The sequence below is a fragment of the Micromonospora sp. NPDC049171 genome (assembly GCF_040648275.1).
Classification (GTDB): Bacteria; Actinomycetota; Actinomycetes; order Mycobacteriales; family Micromonosporaceae; genus Micromonospora.
In genome coordinates this window covers 47503-73926 of record NZ_JBEZDJ010000029.1, presented here as the reverse complement: position 1 = coordinate 73926, position 26424 = coordinate 47503, and the positions used below count along the sequence as shown (strand labels likewise).

Annotated in this window: 19 protein-coding genes; 12 read left to right on the top strand and 7 right to left on the bottom strand. The window is 72.7% G+C overall.

All coding sequences use genetic code 11. The features are described from left to right. Window positions 1-3: 3 nt before the first annotated feature. Window positions 4-669 (bottom strand): TrkA family potassium uptake protein, encoded by a 666-nt coding sequence (locus AB0B14_RS30200; protein ID WP_357525502.1) that lies wholly within the window; start codon window positions 667-669, stop codon window positions 4-6. A 164-nt stretch (window positions 670-833) separates the two neighbouring features. Between AB0B14_RS30200 and AB0B14_RS30195 the strand changes: the two genes are divergently transcribed. The 3 genes from AB0B14_RS30195 to dxs all read left to right on the top strand — a co-directional run bounded on the left by AB0B14_RS30195 (window position 834) and on the right by dxs (window position 6277). Beyond that, a complete protein-coding gene (locus AB0B14_RS30195; protein WP_357070290.1) occupies window positions 834-2912 on the top strand; it encodes an APC family permease in 2079 nt (692 codons plus the stop codon). A gap of 58 nt (window positions 2913-2970) precedes the next feature. After that, complete coding sequence (locus tag AB0B14_RS30190; RefSeq protein ID WP_357525532.1) at window positions 2971-4194, top strand: TRAM domain-containing protein; 1224 nt, start codon at window positions 2971-2973, stop codon at window positions 4192-4194. Between the two features lie 136 nt (window positions 4195-4330). Next, the gene (gene dxs / locus AB0B14_RS30185) at window positions 4331-6277 is read left to right on the top strand and encodes a 1-deoxy-D-xylulose-5-phosphate synthase (RefSeq protein ID WP_357070288.1); all 1947 of its coding nucleotides are present in this window, start codon (window positions 4331-4333) and stop codon (window positions 6275-6277) included. Between the two features lie 235 nt (window positions 6278-6512). Here dxs and AB0B14_RS30180 read toward each other — a convergent pair whose 3' ends face one another. Further along, on the bottom strand, window positions 6513-7667 hold the full coding sequence (locus AB0B14_RS30180) for a hypothetical protein (RefSeq protein ID WP_357070411.1): 1155 nt from the start codon (window positions 7665-7667) through the stop codon (window positions 6513-6515). Between the two features lie 194 nt (window positions 7668-7861). Between AB0B14_RS30180 and AB0B14_RS30175 the strand changes: the two genes are divergently transcribed. Both AB0B14_RS30175 and AB0B14_RS30170 read left to right on the top strand, forming a co-directional pair. Next, window positions 7862-9937 carry a hypothetical protein gene (locus AB0B14_RS30175; protein ID WP_357525500.1) on the top strand — a complete coding sequence of 692 codons (2076 nt, stop codon included), beginning with the start codon at window positions 7862-7864 and terminating at the stop codon, window positions 9935-9937. Continuing rightward, a complete protein-coding gene (locus AB0B14_RS30170; RefSeq protein WP_357525498.1) occupies window positions 9937-11733 on the top strand; it encodes a hypothetical protein in 1797 nt (598 codons plus the stop codon). Before AB0B14_RS30175 ends, AB0B14_RS30170 begins: the two co-directional genes overlap by 1 nt. Here the strand turns inward: AB0B14_RS30170 and AB0B14_RS30165 are convergent, their stop codons facing one another. Then, entirely contained in the window at window positions 11734-13629 is a 1896-nt protein-coding gene (locus AB0B14_RS30165; RefSeq protein ID WP_357070409.1) for a hypothetical protein, read from the bottom strand. It lies immediately after the preceding gene. A 120-nt stretch (window positions 13630-13749) separates the two neighbouring features. On the opposite strand from AB0B14_RS30165, the gene AB0B14_RS30160 reads away from it, so the two are divergent. The 7 genes from AB0B14_RS30160 to AB0B14_RS30130 all read left to right on the top strand — a co-directional run bounded on the left by AB0B14_RS30160 (window position 13750) and on the right by AB0B14_RS30130 (window position 20493). Continuing rightward, a complete protein-coding gene (locus AB0B14_RS30160; protein WP_357070282.1) occupies window positions 13750-15024 on the top strand; it encodes a PQQ-binding-like beta-propeller repeat protein in 1275 nt (424 codons plus the stop codon). Next, window positions 15021-16304 carry a PQQ-binding-like beta-propeller repeat protein gene (locus AB0B14_RS30155; RefSeq protein WP_357070280.1) on the top strand — a complete coding sequence of 428 codons (1284 nt, stop codon included), beginning with the start codon at window positions 15021-15023 and terminating at the stop codon, window positions 16302-16304. The genes AB0B14_RS30160 and AB0B14_RS30155 overlap by 4 nt, the downstream gene beginning before the upstream one ends. Then, on the top strand, window positions 16301-17590 hold the full coding sequence (locus AB0B14_RS30150; protein WP_357070278.1) for a PQQ-binding-like beta-propeller repeat protein: 1290 nt from the start codon (window positions 16301-16303) through the stop codon (window positions 17588-17590). Before AB0B14_RS30155 ends, AB0B14_RS30150 begins: the two co-directional genes overlap by 4 nt. 85 nt (window positions 17591-17675) lie before the next feature. Next, the gene (locus AB0B14_RS30145; RefSeq protein WP_357070407.1) at window positions 17676-18344 is read left to right on the top strand and encodes a response regulator transcription factor; all 669 of its coding nucleotides are present in this window, start codon (window positions 17676-17678) and stop codon (window positions 18342-18344) included. Continuing rightward, entirely contained in the window at window positions 18341-19516 is a 1176-nt protein-coding gene (locus tag AB0B14_RS30140; RefSeq protein ID WP_357070276.1) for a HAMP domain-containing sensor histidine kinase, read from the top strand. The genes AB0B14_RS30145 and AB0B14_RS30140 overlap by 4 nt, the downstream gene beginning before the upstream one ends. Before the next feature lie 159 nt (window positions 19517-19675). Continuing rightward, window positions 19676-20083: a VOC family protein gene (locus tag AB0B14_RS30135; RefSeq protein WP_357070274.1), complete on the top strand. Its 408-nt coding sequence runs from the start codon at window positions 19676-19678 to the stop codon at window positions 20081-20083. Then, window positions 20080-20493 carry a VOC family protein gene (locus tag AB0B14_RS30130; RefSeq protein WP_357070272.1) on the top strand — a complete coding sequence of 138 codons (414 nt, stop codon included), beginning with the start codon at window positions 20080-20082 and terminating at the stop codon, window positions 20491-20493. The genes AB0B14_RS30135 and AB0B14_RS30130 overlap by 4 nt, the downstream gene beginning before the upstream one ends. 64 nt (window positions 20494-20557) lie before the next feature. Here the strand turns inward: AB0B14_RS30130 and AB0B14_RS30125 are convergent, their stop codons facing one another. The 4 genes from AB0B14_RS30125 to AB0B14_RS30110 form a co-directional block, all read right to left on the bottom strand. Then, complete coding sequence (locus AB0B14_RS30125; protein WP_357525496.1) at window positions 20558-21313, bottom strand: hypothetical protein; 756 nt, start codon at window positions 21311-21313, stop codon at window positions 20558-20560. A 170-nt stretch (window positions 21314-21483) separates the two neighbouring features. Further along, on the bottom strand, window positions 21484-23553 hold the full coding sequence (locus tag AB0B14_RS30120; protein WP_357525494.1) for a 3-hydroxyacyl-CoA dehydrogenase NAD-binding domain-containing protein: 2070 nt from the start codon (window positions 23551-23553) through the stop codon (window positions 21484-21486). After that, on the bottom strand, window positions 23550-24746 hold the full coding sequence (locus AB0B14_RS30115) for a thiolase family protein (protein ID WP_357070266.1): 1197 nt from the start codon (window positions 24744-24746) through the stop codon (window positions 23550-23552). The genes AB0B14_RS30120 and AB0B14_RS30115 overlap by 4 nt, the downstream gene beginning before the upstream one ends. A 307-nt stretch (window positions 24747-25053) precedes the next feature. Next, window positions 25054-26373, bottom strand: coding sequence for a ribonuclease D (locus tag AB0B14_RS30110; protein WP_357525492.1), 1320 nt, complete (start codon window positions 26371-26373; stop codon window positions 25054-25056). Between the last annotated feature and the right edge of the window lie 51 nt (window positions 26374-26424).

Sequence of the window (26424 nt, the reverse complement as noted above, 5' to 3'; positions counted from 1 at the left end):
GGCTCAGTGCCCCCCTTCCGGCGGTGCCGCCGCCACCGACGTGACAGTCGCCACGATGTCATCACTGACCAGCATGAACACCTGGTCACCCTCCTGCACGACGGTAGAGCCGGTGGCCAGCGTGCCGATGCCGAAGCGGATCAGATAGGCCACCCGCGCGCCGGACGCGTCCTCCAACGCTCGTACCGGTCGACCGATCCAGTCCTTGTGCACCGGCACCTCGACGATCGACACGGTGCTCGTGGGGTCGCGGAAGATCTCCACGTTGCCCTCCGGCACCAGGTGCCGCAGCATCCGGTCGGCCGTCCAGCGCACGGTCGCCACGGTGGGGATGCCGAGGCGCTCGTAGACCTGCGCGCGGCGCTGGTCGTAGATGCGGGCGGCGACCCGGGACACGCCGAACGTCTCGCGGGCCAACCGGGCCGAGATGATGTTGGAGTTGTCGCCGCTGGAGACCGCCGCGAAGGCGTCCGCGCGCTCGATGCCGGCCTGGCGCAGCACGTCACCGTCGAAGCCGGCCCCGGTCACCGTGATCCCGGCGAAGTCGGGGCCGAGCCGGCGGAAGGCGTCGGCGTCCTGGTCGATCACCGCCACCGAGTGCCCCCGGGACTCCAGGCTGTGGGCGAGGGTCGACCCGACCCGGCCACATCCCATGATCACGACGTGCACGCTGTCCCTCCCAAGGTGCGTACCACTCCGGCTGCCGGTGGCCTGACGACTGCGAGCCTGCCACGTCCCGGTGGGAAGCGGGGACCGACCGTACCCCGTCGTGTGGAGCAGCGACGATCGCCCACCCCCGTGCTCCCACGGTGGTGGTCGTACTCTTGGCGTTCGTGGCCAGTCCCACCTCGCTGCTGAAGCGGCTTCTCCTCGGTCGACCGTTCCGGTCCGACCGACTTCAGCACACCCTCCTGCCGAAGCGCATCGCGCTGCCCGTGTTCGCCTCCGACGCCCTGTCCAGCGTCGCGTACGCGCCCGACGAGATCCTGCTGACCCTCTCCATCGCCGGCACGTCGGCGTACTTCTTCTCCCCGTGGATCGCGCTGGCCGTTGTCGTGGTGATGCTCACCGTGGTGGCGAGCTACCGGCAGAACGTGTACGCCTACCCCTCCGGCGGCGGCGACTACGAGGTGGCCACGGTCAACCTGGGTCCCAAGTTCGGGGTCGGGGTGGCCAGCGCGCTGCTCGTCGACTACGTGCTCACGGTGGCGGTGTCGGTCTCGTCCGGGGTGGCCAACCTCGGCTCCGTGGTGCCGTTCGTGGCCACCCACAAGGTCCTGATCGCGGTGATCGCGGTGGTCCTGCTGACCGCTGTCAACCTGCGCGGCCTGCGGGAGTCCGGCACCGCGTTCGCCATCCCCACCTACGGCTTCGTCATCGTGATGGGCGGGATGCTGCTCACCGGGCTGTTCCGGGTCTTCGTGCTGGGCGACGACCTCCGGGCGCCCAGCGCCGACCTGGTCATCCAGGCGGAGCACAGTGTGACCGGTTTCGCGTTGGTCTTCCTGCTGCTGCGGACGTTCAGCTCGGGCGCCGCCGCGCTCACCGGCGTCGAGGCGATCTCCAACGGCGTGCCGGCGTTCAAGGCCCCGAAGAGCCGCAACGCCGCCACCACGCTGCTGCTGCTGGGTGCGATCTCGGTGAGCATGCTGGTCGGGATCATCTGGCTGGCCCGGCTGACCCACCTGCAGTTCGTCGAGGATCCGGCGCTCCAGATCGTCGGCGGCCCCGACGACTACGTGCAGAAGACGGTGACCACCCAGCTCGGCGAGACGGTCTTCGGCTCCGGCTCGATCCTGCTCTACGTGGTCGCCGGGATGACCGCGCTCATCCTCTTCCTGGCCGCGAACACCGCGTTCAACGGCTTCCCGGTGCTCGGCTCGATCCTCGCCCAGGACCGCTACCTGCCCCGCCAGTTCCACACCCGGGGCGACCGGCTGGCCTTCTCCAACGGCATCACCTTCCTGGCCCTGTTCGCGATCGTGCTGATCGTCGGCTTCCAGGCCGAGGTGACCCGGCTCATCCAGCTCTACATCGTCGGGGTCTTCGTCTCGTTCACGGTCTCCCAGGCCGGCATGATCCGGCACTGGAACCGGCGGCTGCGCACCGAGCGGGACGCGGAGGCCCGGCGCCGGATGTACCGCTCCCGGGCCATCAACACGTTCGGCATGGGCCTGACCGGCACGGTGCTGGTGATCGTGTTGATCACCAAGTTCCTGCTCGGCGCCTGGATCGCGATCGCCGCCATGGCGGTGATCTACCTGCTGATGCTTGCCATCCGCCGGCACTACGACCGGGTGGCGGCCGAGCTGACCCCGCCGGACGAGGGCCGGGCCGTGCTGCCCGCCCGCAACCACGCGATCGTGCTGGTCAGCAAGCTGCACCAGCCGACGCTGCGGGCCATCGCCTACGCCCGCGCCACCCGACCGGACACGCTGACCGCCGTGACCGTCAACGTGGACGACCAGGACACCCGGGACCTGCAGGCCGACTGGGAGCGACGGGAGATGGCCATCCCCCTCACGGTGATCGACTCGCCGTACCGGGAGATCACCCGGCCGATCCTGGACTTCGTCGCCAACACCCGCCGCAAGTCACCCCGGGACGTGGTCACCGTCTTCATTCCGGAGTACGTGGTGGGTCGCTGGTGGGAGAACCTGCTGCACAACCAGAGCGCCCTGCGCCTCAAGGGTCGGCTGCTCTTCGAACCGGGGGTGATGGTGGTCAGCGTGCCGTGGCAGCTCGCGTCGACGGCGAGCAAGAACCTGGACCGGCTGGACGCGACGCTGTCCCGGACCCCGGCACGCGGGCCGCGGGGCATCCCGCCGCCGGCCGACGCGCCGGTCGTCTCCACCCCGGCCCCGGAGAGCCGCCCGAGCGACGGTGGCCCGGTCGGGAGTGGCCGTGACTGAGCCCGGCGGGCGCGAGCCCGCGACCCCCGCGCTGTCGTCGTCGCCCTCGTCCTCGTCGTTGCTTGAGCGTGGTCTGGCCGAGGCGGAACAGGTCGAGCTGACCGTCGACGCGGTCGCCCCCGGCGGGCACTGCGTGGCACGGGTGGACGGGCAGGTCGTCTTCGTCCGGCACGCGCTGCCCGGCGAACGGGTCATCGCCGAGGTCACCGAGGTGCACCGAGGGTTCGTCCGGGCCGACGCGGTGACCGTGCTGGACGCCTCCCCGGACCGGGTCGAGCCACCCTGCCCGTACGCGAAGCCGGGCGCCTGTGGCGGCTGCGACCTCCAGCACGTCGCCCCGGCCGCGCAACTGGCCTGGAAGACCGCCGTGATCCGCGAACAGCTCGTCCGCCTGGGCGGGTTGACCGACGTCGAGCTGGACCGGCTCGGCGTCCGGGTCGAGGCGCTGCCCGGCGGGCTGCTGGGCTGGCGCTCCCGGGTCCGCTACGCCGTGGACGCCGCCGACCGCGCCGGCCTGCTCAAGCACCGGTCGCACGAGGTGGTGCCGATCGACCGCTGCCGGATCGCCCACCCCGACATTCAGCAGTTGCCGGTGCTCACCGAGCGCTGGCTGGCCGCCGAGGCGGTGGAGACCGTCGCCAGCACCGGCGGGGACGTGACAGTCACCGAGGTCCGCGACGGGGTGCCCAACCCGGTCAGCGGCCCGGCCGAGGTCCGCGAGGTGGCCGCCGGACGGGACTGGACGCTGCCCGCGTCCGCGTTCTGGCAGGTGCACCCCGCCGCGGCGGACACCCTCTGCACGGCGGTGCTGGAGCTGCTGGACCCCCAGCCGGGCGAGATCGCCTGGGACCTCTACGGCGGTGCCGGGCTGTTCGCCGCGGCCCTCGCCGGCCGGGTCGGCGACGCCCGGATCACCCTCGTCGAGTCGAGCCGGGACGGGGTGGACGCGGCCCGGGCCAACCTGGCCGACCTGCCCCAGGTCGAGGTGGTGGCCGCCCGGGTGGAGACCGCGCTGACCCGCCGACGGATCACCGGCCCGGTCGACGTGGTGGTGCTCGACCCGCCGCGCTCCGGCGCGGGCGCCCAGGTCGTGCGGGACATCGTCGCCGCCGGCCCGCGAGCGGTCGCGTACGTGGCGTGTGACCCGGCGGCCTTCGCCCGGGACGTGCGCACCTTCACCGAGCTGGGCTGGCGGCTGGCGGCGCTGCGGGGCTTCGACCTGTTCCCGATGACGCAGCACGTCGAGCAGGTCGGGCTGCTGCTGCCCCCGGCCGGGCGTTGACCGGAGATCCGCGTACCCCGGGAGCCCACCGCGGCGGCCGCGGGTCCGACTCTGAGCAGGCGCTCAGCGGACCCGTCCGGCCCGGGGCGCTCGGCCCGGGCTGCGGAGTGTCGGGCGGCCGATAGACTCTCCGGTCATGAGCGTTGAAGAGGACACGGCCAACCACGGCCGGCTGCTGGGCACGGTCCGCGGTCCGCAGGACGTCAAGCGGATGTCCGGTGAGGAACTGGACGTCCTCGCCGCGGAGATCCGGGACTTCCTGATCGCCAAGGTCTCCCGCACCGGTGGGCACGTCGGGCCCAACCTCGGTGTGGTCGAGCTGACGCTGGCCATGCATCGCGTCTTCGACTCCCCCCGCGACCGGCTCCTGTTCGACACCGGTCACCAGTCGTACGTGCACAAGATCCTCACCGGGCGTCAGGCCGGCTTCGACAAGCTCCGCCAGCGCGGTGGCCTCTCCGGCTATCCCAGCCAGGCGGAGAGCGAGCACGACCTCATCGAGAACTCGCACGCCTCGACCGCGCTCTCCTACGCCGACGGCCTGGCCAAGGCGTACGCCCTTCGCGGCGAGGCGCGCAGCGTCGTGGCCGTGGTCGGCGACGGCGCGCTGACCGGCGGCATGTGCTGGGAGGCGCTGAACAACATCGCCACCGCCGGCAACCCGCTCGTCATCGTGGTCAACGACAACGGCCGCTCGTACGCCCCGACCATCGGCGGGCTGGCCGACCACCTCTCCTCGCTGCGGCTCAACCCCGGCTACGAGAAGGTCCTCGACACCGTCAAGGACGCCCTCGGCTCGACGCCGCTGGTCGGCCGACCGATGTACGAGGTGCTGCACGCGGTCAAGAAGGGCATCAAGGACGCGGTCGCCCCGCAGGCCATGTTCGAGGATCTCGGCATCAAGTACGTGGGCCCGGTGGACGGGCACGACGTGGCGGCGGTCGAGGCTGCGCTGCGCGCGGCGAAGAACTTCGGCGGCCCGGTCATCGTGCACGCGGTCACCCGCAAGGGCTACGGCTACCGCCCCGCCGAGGAGGACGAGGCGGACTGCCTGCACGGCCCCGGCAGCGCCTTCGACGTCGAGACCGGCGCGCTGCTGGCCGCCCCCTCGGTGAAGTGGACGCACGTCTTCGCCGACGAGCTGCTGGCCGTCGCCGACGAACGCCCGGACGTCGTCGGTATCACCGCCGCGATGGCCGAGCCAACCGGCATCGCCAAGCTGGCCCGCAAATACCCCGAGCGGGTGTACGACGTGGGCATCGCCGAACAGCACGCCGCCACCTCGGCGGCCGGGCTGGCGCTCGGCGGCCTGCACCCCGTCGTCGCGGTCTACGCCACCTTCCTCAACCGCGCCTTCGACCAGGTCCTGCTGGACGTGGCGATGCACAAGCTGCCGGTGACCTTCGTGCTGGACCGGGCCGGCATCACCGGCCCGGACGGCCCCAGCCACTACGGCATCTGGGACATGTCCGTCTTCGGGGTGGTGCCCGGGCTGCGCATCGCCGCTCCCCGGGACGCGGCCACGCTGCGCGAGGAGTTGCGCGAGGCGGTCGCCGTCGACGACGGCCCCACGGTGGTGCGCTTCCCGACCGGCGCGGTCGCCGCGGACCTGCCGGCGCTACGCCGGGTGGGCCCGGTCGACGTGCTGGCCGAGTCGGCCCGCACCGACGTGCTACTCGTCGCCGTCGGCTCCTTCGGCCAGCTGGGCATGGAGGTTGCCGCCCGGGTCGCCGAGCAGGGCTACGGGGTCACCGTCGTCGACCCCCGCTGGGTACGCCCGGTCCCGGCGGAGCTGGTCGACCTCGCCGCCCGCCACCGGCTCGTGGTCAGCGTCGAGGACGGCGTCCGGGTGGGCGGGGTGGGCGACGCGCTCGGCCAGGCGATGCGGGACGCCGACGTCCGGGTGCCGCTCAAGGACCTCGGCGTACCGGCCGACTGGCACCCGCACGGCACCCGCGCGCAGATCCTCGCCGACCTGGGCCTGACCGCGCAGGACGTGGCCCGCAACGTGACCGGCTGGATCTCCGGCCTGGACGCCACCCCGGACCGCCTCACCGCCAGCGACGCGGCCGCGCAAAACTGACCCACCCCGCGACACCAACGGCGGGCGGCCCCTCCAGGACCGCCCGCCGCCCCCTGTCCCCGCCCCCGCGCCCGCGCCCGCGCCCGCCCCCGCGTCCACGCCCCCGGCCTTCGTCGATCATGGACTTGTGGTGGTCGATGAGCGATGATTCACCCCTTTTGTGGGGCACCACAACTGCATGATCGACCCGGGCGGGGGCGGGCGGGGCGGTGGGGTGGGGGTGGGGTGGGGTGGGTTAGCGGGGTTTTACTGAGCGGTAGTGGGTTTTGTCGGAGTTGGCGAGGCTGTAGGTCTGGGAGCGGGACGGGCTGGGGATGACCGCCAGGCCGGGGCGCTCGACCAGCAGCGGAGTGCCCGGGGGGACGGACAGGGAGCTGTCCCGGGTGGGCCGCCAACTGAGCACCACCAGCGGCTGGCCGGGCACGGGCAGTTGGTACGCCTGCAACGGGGTGGCCCGGTCGGCGGGCGAGACGACGGGCGTGCCTCCGTCGGCCGGTCGGTAGATCACCGCGGTCATCGCGCCGGCGTCGGTGTCCCAGCTGAGCTGCTGCAACTCCGCCGCCGCACCGCCGCCGAGGGCGACCTCGCCGAGCGAGCGCACCGTGAGCTTCGCCATCGGCCACGACGTCGGCACCGAGCGCGGTGCGTCCCGGTCGCCGATCCGGCGGGGGATGCTGCCGAACGGGCCCCGGTCACCGGCCAGCACGCAGGTGTCCAGGCCGGTCAGTGCCCGCCGTCCCGTGCCGGACTCGTCGCGGATCAGGGGATAGCGCGGGTCGACGGTGCCGGTGCCCAGGTCGAGCAGCCGGTCGGCGGCCCGCCCGCGGGGCAACGACTCGGTGGCTCGGAGGGTCGCGGTCACTCCGACGGCCGTGCAGGATGGCACGTCGACCGGCGCGCTGAGGCCATCCGCGACGGGCAGCGTCCGGTCCTGTGGCCCGACCAGGGTCTGCACCCGGGCGGAGACCAGGTAGCGCCGACCACCGGCGGTCTGTATCGGCAGGACGTCGGAGTAGACGAGGTAGCCCGGGTCGGTGTACTCGGTGGCGCGGGTCACCGCGTACCGATCGCCGTCGCGGGTGAGTTGCAGCAGCCAGGAGGCGCTCTCGCCGGGCACGTCGGCGGCCACGATCGCCACCGGGGCGCCGTCGACCCGACCGGAGAAGAGGATGCCGGACGAGGGCAGGTGCGCACGGTCGTCGGCCGGTGACCGCCAGCCACGGACCGCGTCGGTGACCGCTGCCGTCGCCGTGGTGTCCCGGGCGAGGTCGCCGCGCGGCGGCCACACGGCCAGCGTGCCGTCCAGGCTGTCGTACCCGACCCGCAGGTCCGCTGGCTTCCGATCGGCTACCGGACCGCACGCCGTGGTGGCCAGCAGCGCGCTCAGCAGGACGGGAACCGCCCTGCCGTACCGACGGCCTGGAGTCACCTGGCCCGCCCCCGATCGCCTCGCCGTCGCTGTCGGAAAGCGCCATAGTACGAGATGTCCGATGCGGGACCTCCGGTGGCCGTCGCCGGAGCAGCCACAGTGGACATCACCGGGGCTAAGGTGGGTTTTCTTTACTCCGGTAGACTCCGCCGACTGTGACGCCTGCCGAGTCCCGCGCCCTGCCCGCGCCGCACCCGGAGTCGGCAGCCGGCTCCGACGAGATGGTGAGCTATCGCACTCCGGCCGGTCTCTTCGTTGGCCCCGCCGCCCTGACCAGCACCTCCACCGCGTCGACCGAGGCACAGCGCGCCACCGACCCCACGCTCGCCACCCCCACCGAGGCCGCCGCGCCCGCTCCGGCTGAGGCCGCCGCGCCCGCTCCGGCTGAGGCCGCCGCGCCCGCTCCGGCCGAGATCGCCGCGCCGGTTGCCGTGGAGGCTCCGGCCGGGTCTGCGGAGGACGCGGCGGCCGTGCCGGCACGGGTCTGGTGGCGTCGGTGGACCCGGCGGCGGCAGCACCTGGCGGTGGGCGCCCTGTTCCTGCTGGCCGCGGTCTGGGTGACCAGCCGGATCTGGCTGGACCCGTCCGGTCGGGTGGCCTCGCTCTACACCGGTGATCCGGCCCAGGTGCAGTTCTTCCTCGCCCACTCGGTACGCGTGGTGCTGCACGGCGAGTACCCGTTCTACACCGAACAGTTCAACTATCCCGACGGCGTCAACCTGATGGCCAACACGGCGGTGCTGGCGTTGGGCATTCCGATGGTCCCGGTGACGCTGCTGTTCGGGCCGGCGGTCTCCTTCGTGGTGCTGGTGACGCTCGGCCTCGCCGGCACCGCCATGGCCTGGTACCTGATGCTGTCCCGCCACGTGGTGCGAGTCCCGCTCGCGGCGGCGGTCGGCGGCTGGTTCTGCGGGTTCTCGCCCGCGATGCTCTCGCACGCCAGTTGGCACCCGAACATCATCAGCCAGTTCCTGCTGCCGTTCATCGTCTGGCGGGTGCTGGTGCTGACCCGCTCCCGCAAGCCGGTCCGGGACGGCGCGCTGCTCGCCCTGCTGGTGGCCGTGCAGGCGTTCATCAACGAGGAGATTCTGCTCTTCACGGCGCTGGCGTGCGGCGTCTTCCTGCTGGCGGTGCTCGTGCAGGAGCCGGCCCGCTGGCGGGCGGCGTGGCGGCCCCTGGGCGCCGGTGTGGTGACCTGTGCGCTGCTGGCCGGGGCGCTGCTGGCGTACCCGCTGTACGTGCAGTTCGCCGGGCCGATGGCCTACCACGGCCTCAGCGACGCCGTGAAGGACTACGGCAACGACATCGCCGCCTTCTTCGCCCCGGGCTCGCCCACCCTCGGCGGCAATCAGCGAGCCAACATCAACCTGGCGCCGAACTACTCCGAGGAGAACGCCTTCTTCGGCTGGAGCCTGTCGCTGATCGCCATCGGCATCGTGGTCTGGTTGCGTCGGGAGTTGATCGTCCGGGCGCTCGCGGCGACGGGCCTGCTCTTCGCCCTGCTCTCGCTCGGCGAGCGAGTCTCCTGGTGGGACCGGGAGTTGGTCACCGGGCCGTGGCAGTGGCTGGTGCACCTGCCGCTGCTGGACGCGGTGGTGCCGACCCGGTTCGGTCTGATCACCAGTGTGGTGATCGGTCTGCTGCTCGCGCTCGCCGTCGAGCGGGCCTGGGCGTCGCGTCCGGTCGACAGGCGTACGGTGCGGCTCACCGCCGCCGGCCTCGCGTTCGCGCTGCTGCCGATCGCCCCGATGCCGCTGCGGATGGTGTCTCGCCCGCCGGTGCCGCACTTCATCACCGCGGACCGTTGGCGGGCGTACGTCGGGCCGGACCAGACGCTGGTGCCGATCCCGGTGCCCAGCATGGGCAACACGCACGGCATGCGCTGGGCGGCGGCCACCAACCTCGACTTCAAGATCCCCGGCGGCTACTTCCTCGCACCGCGAAACGGCAACACCGGTGACGCCGGCCGGTTCGGGGGCCGACCCAGCGGGGTGGGCCAGATGCTGGAGGAGGTGGCGACCACCGGTCGTACGCCGAAGCTCGACGACCGGCAGCGCCGCCGATTCACCGACGAGCTGCGGCACTGGCGGGCGGCGATCCTGGTGCTGCCGTTGCGCCAGCAGAACGCCGAGCCGCTGCGACGGACCGTCGAGGAGCTGGTCGGTCCGGGTCGCCAGGAGTTGGACGTCTGGGTCTGGGACGTCCGGACACTCACCGACCGTTCGGCCTGATGACCACCGGCACGACGTCGGAGACCACGTCGCCTCCGGCGGCGGCCAGCACGTCCCGGTCGGCACGGCTGCGCGACGTGCTGGTGGTGGCCGGCTACCTGGGCCTGGCCGTGGTGCTGACCAGCGCCCAGTGGGGTCATCCGTGGCGGCTGTTCCACCAGGCGGGTGACCAGATCCTCTTCGAGTGGATGTTGGCCCACGCGGCGCACGCCGTGGTCGCGGGGGAGAACCCGCTCTACAGCGCCGGGTTGAACGCGCCCGACGGGGTCAACCTGATGGCGAACACGTCGGTGCTCGGCCTGGGTGTTCCGCTGACCCCGGTCACCCTGCTCTTCGGGTCGCAGGTGGCGTTCTGTGTGGCGGTCGTCTGCTGCCTCGCCGGCACCGCCACCGCCTGGTACGCGCTGCTGCGCCACCGGCTGGTCACCAGCCGCTGCGCGGCCGCGGTCGGTGGGCTGGTCTGCGGCTTCGCCCCGGGCATGGTCGCCCAGGCGGGGGCACACCTGCACATCGCCGCGCAGTTCCTGGTGCCCGCGATCCTCGCCCTGGTGTTCCGGCCCGCCTCCGATACGACGCGCCACGGCGTGTGGCGGCCCGGTGTGCGCCTCGGGTTGCTGCTCGTCTGGCAGGTCTTCGTCGGTGAGGAGGTGCTGGTCTTCCTCGCGCTCGCGGCCGGGGTGTTCGCGCTGGGCTACGCGCTCGCCGACTCCGGGGCCGCCCGGCGGCTCGCACCGGCCCTCGTCGGCCGGCTCGCGGTGGCGGGCGGGGTGGCGGCGGTGCTGTTGGCGTACCCGCTGTGGTTCCAGTTCCACGGCCCGCAGCACTACTCGGGGATGGCGTTCGACACGCACGGCTTCCAACTGGACGCCGCGTCGTTCACCGCGTCGGCCCGGCAGACCGTCCTCGGCGACGACTGGCTGCCGGGGTTGCTGTCGCCGAACCCGACCGAGGAGAACTCGTTCTTCGGCCCGGGGCTGTTGGTGCTCGCCGTGGTGATCGTGATCTGGCAGTGGCGCCGACCACTGGTCCGGGCACTGGGCGGTTGTGGCCTGGTCTTCGCCCTGCTCTCGCTCGGCACCGAGGTGCGGGTGGACGGCACCGCAACCGGGATCCCGGGGCCGTACCGGCTGGTCGCCGCGCTGCCACTGCTGGACCTCGCCGTGCCGGCCCGGTTCGCGCTGGTCTGCGTACCGGTGCTGGGTGTGTTGGTGGCGCTCTCCCTGGACCGGGTCCGCACCGTGCGCGGGCCGGCGGCGGCGCCGGGCCTGCCGGTGCGGTTGCTGTGGGCCGGTGCGGTCGCCGCCGCGTTGCTGCCCCTGGTCCCGACACCGATCCGGGTGGTGCCGGTCGCGCCGGTGCCGGCGTTCGTCGCCGACGGCGGCTGGCGTGCGCTGGTGCCGCCCGGCCGGACCGTGGTCGGGGTGCCCCCGGTCACCGGTGCCGGGCGCAGCGCGGTGATGCTCTGGTCGGCGCGTAGCGGTCTGGCGTTCCCCGCGCCGGGTGGTTACTTCATCGGCCCCAGCGGCCCGGACGACCCGGCGGCCCGCTGGGGCGCGCCGGACCGGCCCACGTCGGTGCTGTTACGTCGGGTGGCCGAGTCCGGCACGGTGCCGGTGCTCGGCGATGCCGATCGTGACCAGGCCGTCGAGGATCTGCGGCACTGGCGCGCCGCGCTCGTCGTGCTCGGCCGACTGGACCACGGTGACGCGGTCCGGCGGACCGTCGACGATCTGCTCGGCCCGGGTCGACCGGTCGACGGCGGGTGGGTGTGGGACGTTCGGGACCGGGTCGGTTAGTCAGCCCACCAGGGCGCGGACGTCCCAGACCCAGACGTCGTCGACCCGCTGGGGCGGCCCGATCAGGCCGGTGACCAGCTCACGCAGCACCGCCTCGCGGGGGTGCGCCCCGAGCACCACCACCGACGCCCGCCAGAACCGCAGGTCCTCGACGGCCTGGCGGCGGTTCTCGTCGGTGAGCACCGGGACCGCGTTCTTGTCCATGGTGGAGTAGACGAGGGTGCTGGTGGGCCGGTTCGGCGCACCGAAGACACCCTCGCCCAGCTCGTTCGGCCCGATGAAGTAGCCGCCCGGGACGGGGAACTCCTGCCCGGTCAGCGCACTCCAGCGCAGCGTCGGCAGGCCGTGCACGTTGCTCGGGATCGGCACCGGCACCAGGGTCCGGCCCGCCGGCACGTACGGTCGCCAGCCGCCCGCGCTGATGAAGTGCGGCGGCGGGTCGATCTGCTGGGCGGGCAGCGGTCGGGGCAGCAGCGGCAGCACGGCGAGGGTGACCGCCGCGTACCCCAGCGGGCGCAGCCATCGACGGCGTGCCGCGACCGGCGCGGGTGCGCCCGGGTCGTCGGACGTCGCCGGGGTCGGCTCGTCGACGCGCTGGGCCGGCACCCGCGCGGGCTCGGCCACCGCGCGCCCCTGGCGGTGCGCGGCGTCCCAGGTCAACGCCAGCAGTACGCCCACCGCGGCGGCGACCACGAGCGTCAGGCGGGTCGGCATCATCATCTCGACGAGCGGCAGGTCGTCCGGCACGTACGACCACGGGCCACGCACGGTGGTCTCCACACCGTCGAAGCGCACCATCGGCCCGATCGCGGCCACGGTGAACACCACGATCAGCACCGCGACGATCCGCGTGACAAGCGACCGGCGCACGAGCAGGACCAGGGACACCAGCGACAGCAGCACCAACGGCCAGCCGAACCAGGTGTTCTGCTCGGTCAGCCCGATCGTCTGCTCCACCGCCGGATCACCGGCCCAGGTGTCCCGGGCGAAGGTGACGAAGGCCATCAGGTCCTCGCCCCAGTTGTGGAAGACGCCGCCCTGCAACCCCCGGTAGGACTGCGGGCCGTTGAACTGGAACCAGATCGGGTACGCCGCGAGCACCAGGGCCAGCCCGCCGGCGACCCCCAGCCCGGCCGCGAACGTGCCGGCGGCGGCCCAGGCGGCGCGCGGTCGCTGCACGGCGTACGCCAGCACGACGACCAGGCAGGCCAGCGCGGTGAGCAGCAGCATCTCCTCGTTGATGAAGATCTGGTACGTCACCAGCGCGCCGAGCACCAGCCCGTTGCGCCGCCACCGGCCCGGCTCGCCGAGGCGCAGCACCCGCACCACGATCAGTGGCAACAGGAAGTTGGACACGAAGTTGGGTTGACCGTTGGCGTGGTGGATGATTCCCGGCGCGAAGCCGAGGAACGCGCCGCCGACGAACGCCGCCGCCCGGGAGCGCACCAGGTGGCGGGAGAGCATCCAGTACCCGGTGCCGGCGGTGGCCGCCAGCGCCGCGCCCAGGTAGAGCGGGTACATCACCTGGGGGCCGAGCAGCATGGTCAGCGGGGCCAGCGGCAGGGTCACCCCGAGCAGCGAGGTGTTGGCCATCATGTTCACCCCGTCCGGGGCGTTCTGCCGGGCCGTGAAGAGCGGGTTCTCCAGGTGCCGCACCGAGTACGCACCGTGCGCGAACAACCACTCGAACCAGCTGTGGTCGGTGGGCAGGTGAGAGGAAACCCGGCCGGTGACGTCACCCCAGTAGTTGAGGCAGACGAAGATGCCCAGCAGCACATAGGCTCCGAGAGCCAACAGGTCGGCGCGGGCCGGGCGACGTCGGGGCCGCCGTGTCGGCTCGACCTCGGCCGGGTCGGCATCGGTTACGGGATTCAGCGAAGGGTCTACCACCGGCACAGCCACGACGCGCCATCGTACAGGCGCGGGTGCGTCGCTTTTGCCGGCCCGGTGCACTCACGGTCGGTTTGCCGGACGTCACTCGACGGCCAGCACGGCGCGATCACGGAGGGACGGTCGTTGTCGATCATCGAGCTGGGTGAGATCGGGGACGAGTCGACCGCCGGTCCGCCGGTCCGCCGGCCACCCGCCGCCGACCGCCCGGTGCGCGGCGCCGCCGTGCTGCTGCTCACCCTGGTGCTGCTGGCCGGCGCGACACCGCAGCCGCGACGGACGATGACCGTGGTGCCGGCGTCGCGGGCGGACACCGCCTTCCTCACCGCGGACGGCGTCATCGTCATCGACCCGCCGACACCCGACGCGGACCGGCACCTGACCGTGTACGCCCGGCCGGCACCGAACGGCGCCGGTGCGCGGTGGCGGGCGCCGGTGCCCCGCGGCGACGACTACCTCGGCGTCCGGGTCGAGCGGGGGCTGGTGCTGGCCACGAGTGTCGATGCCGAAGACGGGGTGATCGAGACCACCGCCTTCGACGCCGAGACGGGCCAGCAGCGGTGGCGGCACGGGGGTGCCCCCGTGCCGATCGCCGACGGCGGGCTGCTGCTCACGGACATCCGTCAGAACGGGGCGGACCGGATGAGCCGGATCGAGCCCGACACCGGCCGGGTGCTCTGGTCGGTGCCCCTGCTGTCGCCGACCGGCCCCGGCTTCCACGTGAGCGACGATCGGATCGACAGGTTCGTCCTGGTGCAACCCAGCGGCGAGGTCCAGGTGTACGACGCCGACAGCGGTCGCCTGCTGCGCAGCGTCGACACGCTGCCCGGCGACCCATCGGTGTTCCAGCGGGTCCAGGTCGTGGACGACCTGCTGCTGCTCCTCACACCCGGGGAGGTCCCGACGGTGGTGGCCTACGGGCTGGCCGGGCTGGAGCACCGCTGGACGGCCCAGGTGTCTCCGGTGTCCTTCGTGGTCGGTTGTGCCGACCTGCTCTGCGTGTCGGGGCAGGACGGGAGCCTCCAGGTCCTCGATCCGGTCACCGGCGCGGTGCGCTGGTCGGACCTGGGCCGGGAGTTGCTTGCCGACGTGCGCGGCGACCGGCTGCTGATGGCCGGCTCCGGCCGGCGGTACGCGGTGCGCGACGCGGCGACCGGGCGGACGCACACCGAGCTGGGCGACTGGGACCTGCTGCCGGTGCTCTGGCGGGACGATCCGCTGGTCGGGCTGCGGCACGGCGACGACGGCCGGCTGGTCGTCGCCGAACTGGACCTGGCGGCCGGCCGGGCGCGGATCCTCGACGTGCTGCCGGACATCGCGGGCGGTTGCCAGGCGTCGCTACCGATCCTGCTCTGCCAGCGTCTGGACGGCTCGACCGCGCTGTGGCGGTTGCGATCGTGACCGGCCCGGTGATCGACCTCGGTGAGCTGCGGCACGGCCCGGATCCGGAGCCGCTGCCTCGTCCGCCCCGCACAACCGGTCGGCCGTTGCGCTGCGCGCTGGTCCTGCTGCTCGTGTTGGCCACGCTCGTCTCCGCCGCCGTGCCGCCGCGCCGCCCGGCCGCGGTGACGTTGCCCGCACAGCTCGCCGCCGAGACGCTGCTCACCGCCGACCTGTTCGTGGTGCTCGACCCGGACCCGGAGCAGCCGACGCGGCGGCGGATGAGCGCCTTCCGGTTGCCCGACGGCCCGTTGCTCTGGCAGACCGTGGTGCCGGTGCAGGGCCGCAACTGGGGGATCGTGGTGGCGGGCGGGACCCTGCTGGTCACGGTCTACGAGGCGCTGCCGCCCGAGGGGAGCATCCTGACCCTGGCGTTCGACCGGAAGACCGGGGCGTACCGCTGGCAGCAGCCGGGCCGCCCCGACCCGCTGGCCGACGGCAACGTGTTGCTGCAGTCCGGCGCCGACGACGAGCCGGTCAGCCTGCGCGCGGTCGATGCCTGTTGCGGCACCGCGCGCTGGCAGCTGCCCGACGCCGCCGATCACGTCAGCCTCCGGCAGAACTCCCGCGGAGTGGACCGGGTGATCCTGCACCGCAGGAACGGGTTCACCGAAGTGCATGACGCGATCACCGGCACGGCGCTGGCTGGGGCCAACCTGCCCACCGGGTCGCTCGAACAGGTACAGGTGGTGAACGACCTCCTGGTGACCACCCGCCCGGTGCCGCCCACGATCACCGCCTACGGGCTGGACCGGCTGGACCAGCGCTGGAGCACCGCCACCACCGATCGGATCGACTTCGTCGATGACTGCGGTCCCGTCCTGTGCTCGCAGCGACACGAGGCCGGGCTGTGGGGAGTGGATCCAGCGACCGGCCAGGTGCGCTGGCGCAGCGACGGCTGGGCGTGGGTCTTCCCGTACGACGGACGGGTAGTGGCCATCCCGACGAGCAACGCGCGCGCCACGGCCCAGCAGTTCGTCGTGCTCGATCCGCTGACCGGCCGGAAGCTGGCCGACCTGGGCCGGTGGGAGCTGGCCCAGTTCGACCTCGACGGCCCGCTTGTCGGCATGCGTCCACACCCGGACGGCGGGATGGTCGTCGCGGAGTTGGACGTCCGCGCCGGAAAGGCGCGCGTGCTGGACGTGCTCGCGGACGTCGCCGGAAACTGCCAGGCGGTCGTCGGCTTCCTGCTCTGCCAGTCGGTGGACGGCTCGTACCGGCTGTTCCGGATGCCGCGGTGACCGGCTCGATGATCGACCTCGGCGAGCTGCGGCACGGCCCGGAGCCGGACGCCGCGTCGTTGCCCCGCCCACCACGCGCCCACGGCCGGCCGCTGCGCTGCGTGCTGGTCCTGCTGCTCGTGCTGGCCACCCTCGCCGCCGCCGCCGCGCCACCGCCGGGGCGGGCCGTGGTGACGGTGCCCGCCCAGGCCGGCGCCGACATGCTCGTCGACGGCGACCTGGTCCTGGTGATCAACCCGGTCACCGTCCAGGCGCCGCAGTGGCGGCTCGCCGCCTTCCGGCTGTCCGACGGCGAGCCGGTCTGGGACGCGCCGCTGCCCGGGCAGGCCCGCTTCTGGGCAATCCTGCCGAAGAGCGGAATGCTGCTGGTCACCGGCTACGAGATCGGCGCGGACCCGCAGGCCAGCCTCACCGTGGCGCTGGACCGGGCCACCGGGGCGTACCAGTGGCAGCAGCCGGACAGCCCCGTCGAGCTGGCCGACGGCAACCTGCTCCTGCGCTCCAACGGCGAGGAGGAACCGGTCCGCCTGCGGTCGGTCGATCCCTGCTGTGGCACGGTGCGCTGGCAGGTGACCGCCCCCACCGTCGGCGTCGACGCGCAGCTCGCCGACGAGAGGGCGGAGCGGCTGGTGTTCACCGACGTGGACGGCCCGGTCGAGGTACGCGACACGCGGACCGGCGCGGTGCTGGTGCGCGCCGACCTGCGCCCACCCGGCGGTGGGCCACTCACCTACGTGCAGGTGGTGGACGACCTGGTGCTGACCGTCGGTGGGGAACCGAAGGCGATCACCGCCTACGGGCTGGACCGGCTGGACCGGCGGTGGAGCACCACGACCGACGAGGTCGACATCGTCCAGGACTGCGGCAGCGTCCTGTGTCTGCGTACCCGCTCCGCCGGGCTGTGGGCGGTCGACCCCGCGACCGGCGAGGTGCGCTGGCGCAGCGACCGCTGGTCGTGGGCCTGGCCGTCCGGCGGCCGGCTGCTGTCCAGCGTGATCAGCAACGATCCGGCGGGGCAGTTCTTCGCCATCGACGCGTTGACCGGCCGGGAGCTGGCCGACCTGGGCCGGTGGGAGCTGTCCGAGGTCGACACCCGTGGCCGGCTGCTCGGCGTCCGCCAGAATCCGGACGGCGGGGTGCTGGTCGGCGAGTTGGACGTCCGCGCCGGCCAGACGCGCATCGTGGACGTGCTGCCGGAGGCCACCGGGGCGTGCCAGGCGATCTCGGGCAACCTGCTGTGCGCCGGCACCGGCGGCTCGTACCGGATCTGGCGGTTGCGCGACTGACCGCCGGCCGGCCTGGGCGGGCGGCGAGGGAGGATGGTTGCTGGCTGGCACTAGGTTGTCGGTGGTCAGCAGCGAGGAGGCCGGGATGCGGGTACTGGTGGTGGAGGACGAGCGCAACCTCGCCGACGCGATCGCGCGCGGGTTGCGCAAGCGGGGGATGGCTGTCGACGTGGCGTACGACGGCGACGCCGGCCACGAGGCGGCGTTCGTCACCCGGTACGACGTGGTGGTGCTCGACCGCGACCTGCCCGGCGTGCACGGTGACCAGATCTGCGCGGACCTGGCCGCCTCGGGCGCACTGACCCGGGTGCTGATGCTCACCGCGAGCGGCACGGTGGCCGACCGGGTGGAGGGGTTGCAGATCGGCGCGGACGACTACCTGTCCAAACCGTTCGCCTTCGACGAGTTGGTCGCCCGGGTGCAGGCGCTGGGCCGGCGGGCCACCCCGGCCGCACCGCCGGTGCTCGAACTGGCCGACCTGGTGCTCGACCCCGCCCGCCGGGTGGCCACCCGCGCCGGGGTGCCGGTCGACCTGACCAACAAGGAGTTCGGGGTGCTCAGCGAGCTGCTCAAGGCGCGCGGCGCGGTGGTTTCCAGCGAGGAGCTGCTGGAACGGGTCTGGGACGCGAACACCGACCCGTTCACCACGATCGTCCGCGTCACCGTGATGACGCTGCGCAAGAAGCTCGGTGACCCGCCGCTGATCGAGACCGTGGTGGGCGCGGGCTACCGCACGGCCGAGGTGGGCGCGTGAGCCGCCGGGTGCGGCCCACCCTGCGGTTGCGGCTGACGCTGCTCAACGGCGTGCTGCTGGTCGGCGCGGGTGCGATCCTGGTGCTGCTGGCCTGGCTGCTGGTCCGCGACGCGCTGCGCCCCACCGACGAGCTGCTGCCCGGCACGACGGTGCTGCTCTCCGACGGCGGGCGGATGGACGCGGCCGAGTGGCAGCGGCGACTTGTCGACGCCGCGTCCGGGGAGCTGCTGGCCAAGGGTCTGGTCGCGCTCCTGGCGATCAGTGTGGTCGGGGTGGCCGGCGCGTACGCGGTGGCGGGTCGGGCGCTGCGCCCACTGCACCAGGTCACCGCGACCGCGCAGCGCCTCGGCGAGGCCACCCTGGACCAGCGGATCGGCTACTCGGGCGCCGACGACGAGGTGGCCGAGCTGGCCAAGACGTTCGACGCCATGCTGGACCGGATCGCATCCGCGTTCGAGGCGCAGAAGCGTTTCGTGGCGAACGCCTCGCACGAGCTGCGAACTCCGCTGGCCGTGATGCGTACCGAGATCGAGGTGACGCTCAGCGACGACGACGCGGATACCGCCGAGTACCGCCGGATGGCGACGGTGGTCCGGGACGCGTCCGAGCGGGCCAACGGCCTGGTGGACGCGCTGCTGGTGTTGGCCCGCAGCGAGGCGCAGGCCGGCCGGCAGTTGGGCCGGCGTACCGAGTGTGACCTGTCGGCGGGCACCGCGAACGCGTTGTCGGCGATGCGCCGCGAGGTGGAGCGGATCGGCCTGCGGGTGCAGACGTCGCTGGAGTCCGCGCCGGTGGTGGGTGACCCGGGGCTGCTGGACCGGTTGGCCGGCAACCTGATCGAGAACGCGGTTCGCTACAACCACCTGCACGGCCGGCTCTGGGTGCGTACCGGCACCGACGGTCACCGGTCCTGGCTGGTGGTCGGCAACACGGGGTTCGAGGTGGACCAGGCCGACGTGCCGGGGCTGTTCGAGCCGTTCCGGCGTGGCGGCCGGGAACGCACCGGGGCCCGCGGGTCCGGGCTGGGCCTGTCCATCGTCCGCGCGGTCTGCACGGCGCACGGCGGCACGGTACGGGTGATCGCGCAGCCCGGCGGTGGCCTGGAGGTCACTGTCACGCTGCCCTCGGCCGACGCCCCGGCGGTCAACGGCTCGGTGCCCACCGTCGGCTGAACGGGGTTGCGTGCTCCACTCCGCCGATGGCAAGATCGCGTGGTCAGATCGAGACGGAAGGGGGTGCGTCGATGTCCACCAACCACGACTCCGCGCCCCGGGTCCACGAAGGCTGACTCCCCGAGGCGGAGCGTCCCATCCTGCTCGGAGGGAACACCCGTGTATCCACGGATCCGCAACATCAGTTTCGACTGCCACGACACGTACGCCCTGGCTGGCTTCTGGGCCGCCGTGCTCGGGTACGCCCGACACTCCGACGACGCCCCGGGTGACCCGGAGGCGGCCCTGCTGCCGCCGGACGACGCCACCCCGAACCTGTTCTTCCAAGAGGTGCCGGAGGAGAAGGTGACGAAGAACCGGCTCCACATCTGCCTGGAACCTGTCGACCGGACCAGAGATGAGGAGGTCGAACGGGTGCTCGGCCTCGGTGCCACCCTGGTCACCGACCGTCGGAACGCCGATGGCACGGGCTGGGCGGTGCTCGCCGACCCGGAGGGGAACGAGTTCTGCGTGCTGCGCAGCGCCGGGGAGCGTGTCGCCACCACCCCTGTGGAGGAACAGCTGTGAGTTCGACGATCCACAACATCAGCATCGACTGCCATGACACGTACGCCCTGGCCGGCTTCTGGGCGCAGGTGTTCGACTGCCCCCGGCATCCGGACGACTTCCCCGGCGACCCGGAGGCGATGCTCCTGCCGCCGGGTGGTCCGGAGGTGCTCTTCCTCGCCGTGCCCGAGGGCAAGACGGTGAAGAACCGACTGCACCTGGACCTGCAACCCGCCGACCGCACCCGGGCCGAGGAGGTCGAGCGGCTGATCGGCATCGGCGCGACGCTTGTCGCCGATCACGTCGGCCCGACCGGCGGCGGTTGGGTGGTGCTCGCCGACCCGGAGGGCAACGAGTTCTGCGTGCTCGGCAACGCCGCCGAGCGGGCGGCCGCAGCGGCGGCGCGGGCCGCGGTGGGCGAATCGGCCTGACCACCGACATGCGGCACGAGGCCCCGGGCACCCGAGGGTGGCCGGGGCCTCGGTCACGTACCGGTCAGGAACGCTGTTCGATCTGACCGCGGATCGTGGTGAACTCGGCCTTCGCCTGGTCGGCGGACTTGAAGTACATGACCACCGCGCCGACGCTGCCCCGGTCGGCCCAGATGCAGACGCCGAGCGGCACGCCATTTGTCGTGCCCGCGCCGCAGCGCGCCTTGCCACCGAGCGGACCCGGCTCGACCGGCGCCATGCCGGTCAGGCTCAGCTCGGTCTTGAAGCCGGTCTCCGCGTCGTTCAACTCCTTGTCCGGGTCCGCCCAGATGCCCGAGGCGGCGACCATCATGAGGAGATCCTGCTTGGCCGGGTCGCCGTAGAAGCCGCCGACGGCGCTTGTCTCGTTCTGCGCCGTCGACTTCAGGTCGGTGACCATCATCTCGGCGGCCGTCAGCAACTCCGGGTTGGTGTTCTTCGGCCGGCCGGCGAGGGTGTCCGGCGCGACCACCCGGGTGTTGGCGGCCTCGACCGCGTCGCCCACGTCGTCCTTGAGGGTGAACCAGGCGATCGCCGCGCCGCCCAGGCAGAGCACCAGCAGCGAGGCCAGCACGATCAGCACGATCTTGCCGACGTTCGACTTCTTCGCCGGCGGCGGGCCCGCGAGCTGGCCGGGAGCGCCGTACGGCTGGCCCGGCTGCGGCGGTGGCCAACCACCGGGCTGCTCTGGCTGGCCCGGCTGCTCTGGCTGGCCGGGCTGCTGCGGCGGGTTGGGGGAATCGTGCGGCGGGCCGTACGGGGTGGCCGGCGGCTGAGACATCAGTTAGCTCCAAGTCAGGGGTGCAAAGCGCGTGATCCTAACCCGCCCCGGCCACCGGTGCCGCCCCCGCGTGGCTCCCCTCCGCTGGCCGGCTGATCACAAACGGTCGCGGTGGTCGGCCGTCCACGAGGGGCGGTCCGACCACCGCGACGGTGGTGCTGCGCTCTTTCTCAGGCGGGCAGGCTCGCCGCCCCGCGGGGCAGGAACCGCTGACCGGTGACCCGCTCGGAGGTGCCGGTCCGATCCAGGTACGGCGTTACGCCACCCAGGTGGAACGGCCAACCGGCGCCCAGGATCATGCACAGGTCGATGTCCTGCGCCTCGGCGACCACGCCCTCGTCCAGCATCAGCCGGATCTCCTGCGCGAGCGCGTCGAGCGCGTTCTGGCGTACCTGCTCGGCGGTCAGCGGCTGGTCGCCCACGACGAGCAGCTTGGCCACCTCGTCGTTGACCTGGTCGTCGACCACGATCGGCTGACCGGAGTCGGCGATCCGCCTGAGGTTCTCGCTCACGCCGAACCGGTCCGGGTACGCCGCGTGCAGGGTGCCGCCCACGTGGTACGCGACGGCCGGCCCGACCAGCTGGAGCAGGGCGAGCGGGCGCATCGGCAGGCCCAGCGGGTCCAGTGCGCTGTTCGCCACGTCGAGCGGGGTGCCGGCGTCCACGGCGGCGAAGACGGTGCCCAGGAAGCGGGTGAGCAGCCGGTTGACCACGAACGCCGGGGCGTCCTTGACCAGCACGCTCGACTTCTTGAGCTGCTTGCCGACCGCGAACGCGGTGGCCAGGGTGGCATCGTCGGTGCGCTCGCCCCGGACGATCTCCAACAGCGGCAGCACCGCGACCGGGTTGAAGAAGTGGAAACCGACGACCCGCTCCGGGTGCTCCAGCTCGGCGGCCATCTCGGTGATCGACAGCGAACTGGTGTTGGTGGCGAGCACCGCCTCCGGGGAGACGATCTTCTCCAGCTCGGCCCAGACCTGCTTCTTGACGCCCAGGTCCTCGAAGACCGCCTCGATGACGAAATCGGCGTCGGCGAAGGCGCCCTTGTCGACAGTGCCGCTGACCAGGCCGTACAGCTTGGCGGCGGTGCCCTTGTCCATCCGGCCCTTGGTGACGGCCTTCTCGATCTGGGTGTGCACGTAGCCGACGCCCTTGTCCACCCGGGACTGGTCCAGGTCGCTCATGACGACCGGCACCTGGAGACGACGGGCGAACAGCAGCGCCAACTGGCTGGCCATCAGGCCGGCGCCGACGATGCCGACCTTGGTGATGGTGCGGGCCAGGCCCTTGTCCGGTGCGCCGGCCGGCCGCTTGGCCCGCCGCTGCACCAGGTCGAAGGCGTACAGGCCGCTGCGCAGTTCCTCGGAGAAGACCAGGTCCGCGAGGGCCTCGTCCTCGGCGGCGGTGCCGGCGGCGAAGTCGCCGTCCTTGGCCGTCTCCAGCAGGTCCAGCGCCTTGTACGCGGCCGGGACCGCGCCGTGCAGCCGCTGGTTCAGCGTCTCCCGGGCGAAGTAGAGCACGCCCGCCCACATGTCCTTGTCGACCTCGGGCCGGGTGACCGTCACCTGACCGCGCACCACGTCGGCCGCCCACTCCAGGGAACGCTCCAGGAAGTCGGCCGGCTCCAGCAGGATGTCCGCGATGCCCAGCTCGGCGGCCTGCTTCGGCTTGAGCATCTTGTTCTGCATCAGCGGGTTCTGGATGATCACCTGGGTCGCGGCGGGGATGCCGATCAGGTTCGGCAGCAGTTGCGTACCGCCCCAGCCGGGCACCAGACCGAGGGAGACCTCGGGCAGCGCGAGGGCCGCCGCACCACCGGAGAGCGTCCGGTAGTGGCAGTGCAGCGCCAACTCCAGGCCGCCGCCCATCGCCGCGCCGTTGACGAACGCGAAGGTGGGGACCGCGCTGTCCTTCAGCCGGGCGAAGACCCGGTGGCCGAGGCGGCCGATCTCCAACGCCTGCGCGCGGTCGGCGAGCTGCGGCAGGCCCAGGATGTCCGCACCCACGCAGAAGATGTACGGCTTGCCGGTGACCGCGATGAACGCCGGGTCGGCGGCGAGCGCGGCGGTGATCGCCTCGTCCAGGCTGGCCAGCCCGCCCGGCCCGAAGGTGTTCGGCTTGGTGTGGTCGAGCCCGTTGTCCAACGTGATCAGGGCGGCGGGCCGGTCCAGCCCCGGCACGTTCACCTGGCGCAGCAGCGCGCGGGTGACGACCTCGTTCGGTGCGGTCAGCGCGCTCACTTGTTGCCACCCTCCCAGTGCGGGTTCTCCCAGATGACCGTGCCGCCCATGCCGATGCCGATGCACATCGCGGTCACGCCGTAGCGGACCTCGGGGTGCTCGGCGAACTGCCGGGCCAGCTGTGTCATCAGCCGTACGCCGGAGGACGCGAGGGGGTGGCCGATGGCGATCGCGCCGCCCCACGGGTTGACCCGCGGGTCGTCGTCGGCGATGCCGAAGTGGTCGAGGAAGGCGAGCACCTGCACGGCGAACGCCTCGTTCAGCTCGAACAGGCCGATGTCGTCGATGCTGAGCCCGGCGAGACGCAGCGCCTTCTCCGTCGACGGGATCGGGCCGACGCCCATCACCTCCGGCTCCACACCGACGAAGCCGAACGACACCAGCCGCATGGCGACCGGCAGACCCAGCTCGCGGGCGGTGGCCTCGTCGGCGAGCAGGCTCGCGGTGGCGCCGTCGTTCAGGCCGGCCGCGTTGCCCGCGGTGACCTTGCCGTGCGGGCGGAACGGGGTCTTCAGGGTGGCGAGCTTCTCCAGCGACGTGTCCCGTGGGGCCTCGTCCACCGTCGCCAGGCCCCAGCCACCCTCCGCGTCCCGGATGGACATCGGCACCAGGTCGTCCTGGAGCTTGCCGTTGGCGTACGCCTTCGCGGTCTTCTGCTGCGAGGCGAGCGCGAACGCGTCGGTGCGGGCCTTGGTGATGTGCGGGACCCGGTCGTGCAGGTTCTCCGCGGTGGCGCCCATGACCAGCGCGGAAGGGTCGACAAGCTTCTCCGCGATGATGCGCGGGTTGGGGTCGACGCCCTCACCCATCGGGTGGTGCCCCATGTGCTCGACGCCACCGGCGATGGCGACGTCGTACGCGCCCATGGCGATGCCGCTGGCCACGGTGGTCACCGCGGTCATCGCGCCGGCGCACATCCGGTCGATGGCGAAGCCGGGAACGGTCTTGGGCAGCCCGGCCAGCAGGGCGGCGGTGCGGCCGATGGTGAGGCCCTGGTCGCCGATCTGGGTGGTGGCCGCGATGGCGACCTCCTCGACCCGCTCCGGAGGCAGTTGCGGGTTGCGCCGCATCAGCTCACGGATGCAGCGGATCACCAGGTCGTCGGCGCGGGTGTTGGCGTACATGCCACCCGCCTTGCCGAACGGGGTACGGACACCGTCGACAAAGACGACATCCCGAACTTCACGGGGCACTTGAGCCTCCTATTCGACCACGATCCGACCTTCGCGGAGCGGCACTCCGGACCGGACAAGGGTCGCCGACACGGGCACGTTCCCCCAAATGCTACTCGCCAGTAACCACCCCGGTCCCCAAGCCCCCCTGTGGCCCACCCCACACCCCCACACCCCCCACCCCCCACCCCCCCACCTCCGGCCCCCACCCCCCGGTTCTTCCGTTGATCATGGAGTTGTTGTCGCGACACGCCGGTGGCGGTGGCTATAACTCCATGATCAACGCCAGGGGGGAGGGGGGAGGGGGGAGGGCGCAGGGGGTGGGTTGTTAGGGGGTGGGGGTTAGGGCTTCGGTTAGGGCGGGGGTTAGGAGGTTGATCTGCCATTCGCGGGCGTTGAGGCCGCGCAGGGTCTCCGCGACCGCGTCCTCGGTGAGCTCCTCCGGCGGGGTCCAGGCCAGCCGGCGAATCGAGTCCGGGGTGATCAGGTTCTCCGGCGGCAGGTTGTGCTCACCGGCGATGCGGACCACCACCTCCCGACACCGGGCCAACCGGCCAGCCGCCACCGGATCCCGTTCGGCCCACCGGTGTGGCGGTGGTGGGCCCTCCACGGTCGGGGAGACCGGCAGCGAGTCGTCCGGCAACTGCCGGGCGTCGTCGAGCGCGGCAAGCCAGGTGCGGGCCAACCGCCGGACCGACCGACCGCCGAAACCGGGCAGGGTCAGCAGGGTCTTCTCGTCCTTCGGGTCCAACTCGGCAGCGGCGATGATCGCCGAGTCGGGCAGCACCCGACCGGGCGCGGCGTCCCGCCGGGCCGCGATCTGGTCCCGCGCGTACCACATCGAGCGGACCCGGGCCTGGGCCCGCGCCCCCCGCAGCCGGTGGATGCCGGAGGTACGCCGCCAGGGCTCCGCCCGGACCCGCGGCGGGCGCGCACCGGTGCGGACCAGCGCGGCGAACTCCTCCGCCGCCCAGGCCGACTTGCCCTGTCGGGTCAGCTCGGCGTCGAGTGCGTCGCGCAGGTCGGTGAGCATCTCCACGTCGAGGGCGGCGTACGTCAGCCACGACTCGGGCAGCGGTCGACTCGACCAGTCGGCGGCCGAGTGGTGCTTCTCCAGGGTGAACCCGAGCAACTGCTCGGTCAGCGCGGCCAGCCCGACCCGCTCGAACCCCGCCAGCCGAGCCGCCAACTCGGTGTCGAACAACCGGCGCGGGCGCAGCCCCACCTCGGCCAGGCAGGGCAGATCCTGGCTGGCCGCGTGCAGCACCCACTCGGCATCCCCGATCGCCGCGTCCAGCGCACTGAGGTCGGGCAGTGGCAGCGGGTCGATCAGCGCTGTGCCGGCGCCGGCCCGGCGCAGTTGCACCAGGTACGCGCGCTGGCTGTAGCGGTAGCCGGAGGCGCGTTCGGCGTCCAGGGCGACGGGGCCGCTGCCCGCCGCGAAGCGGGCCACGACCTCGGCGAGCTGGGCCGGAGCGGCCACCGGCTCGGGGGTGCCGTCACGCGGTGCGATCAGCGGAACGGGCCCACCGTCGGTCGGGTCCACCCCATCGCCCGCCGGCTGCGGCTGGGCCGACGGCGGGTGCTGGGGTGCGTTGCCCGGGAGTTCTTCGGCGGGCCGACGGCGCAGGGGTGGTTCGTCGGTCACCTGCCAACCCTAGTGCGCGCGATGATCCGGCGTGTGCAGCCGGTCCGGCGC

Excerpts from the sequence above, each read along its gene's own strand:
- dxs (WP_357070288.1), top strand. The coding sequence starts at position 4,331 with ATGAGCGTTGAAGAGGACACGGCCAACCACGGCCGGCTGCTGGGCACG.
- AB0B14_RS30170 (WP_357525498.1), top strand. The coding sequence starts at position 9,937 with ATGACCACCGGCACGACGTCGGAGACCACGTCGCCTCCGGCGGCGGCC.
- AB0B14_RS30145 (WP_357070407.1), top strand. The coding sequence starts at position 17,676 with ATGCGGGTACTGGTGGTGGAGGACGAGCGCAACCTCGCCGACGCGATC.
- AB0B14_RS30125 (WP_357525496.1), bottom strand. The coding sequence starts at position 21,313 with ATGTCTCAGCCGCCGGCCACCCCGTACGGCCCGCCGCACGATTCCCCC.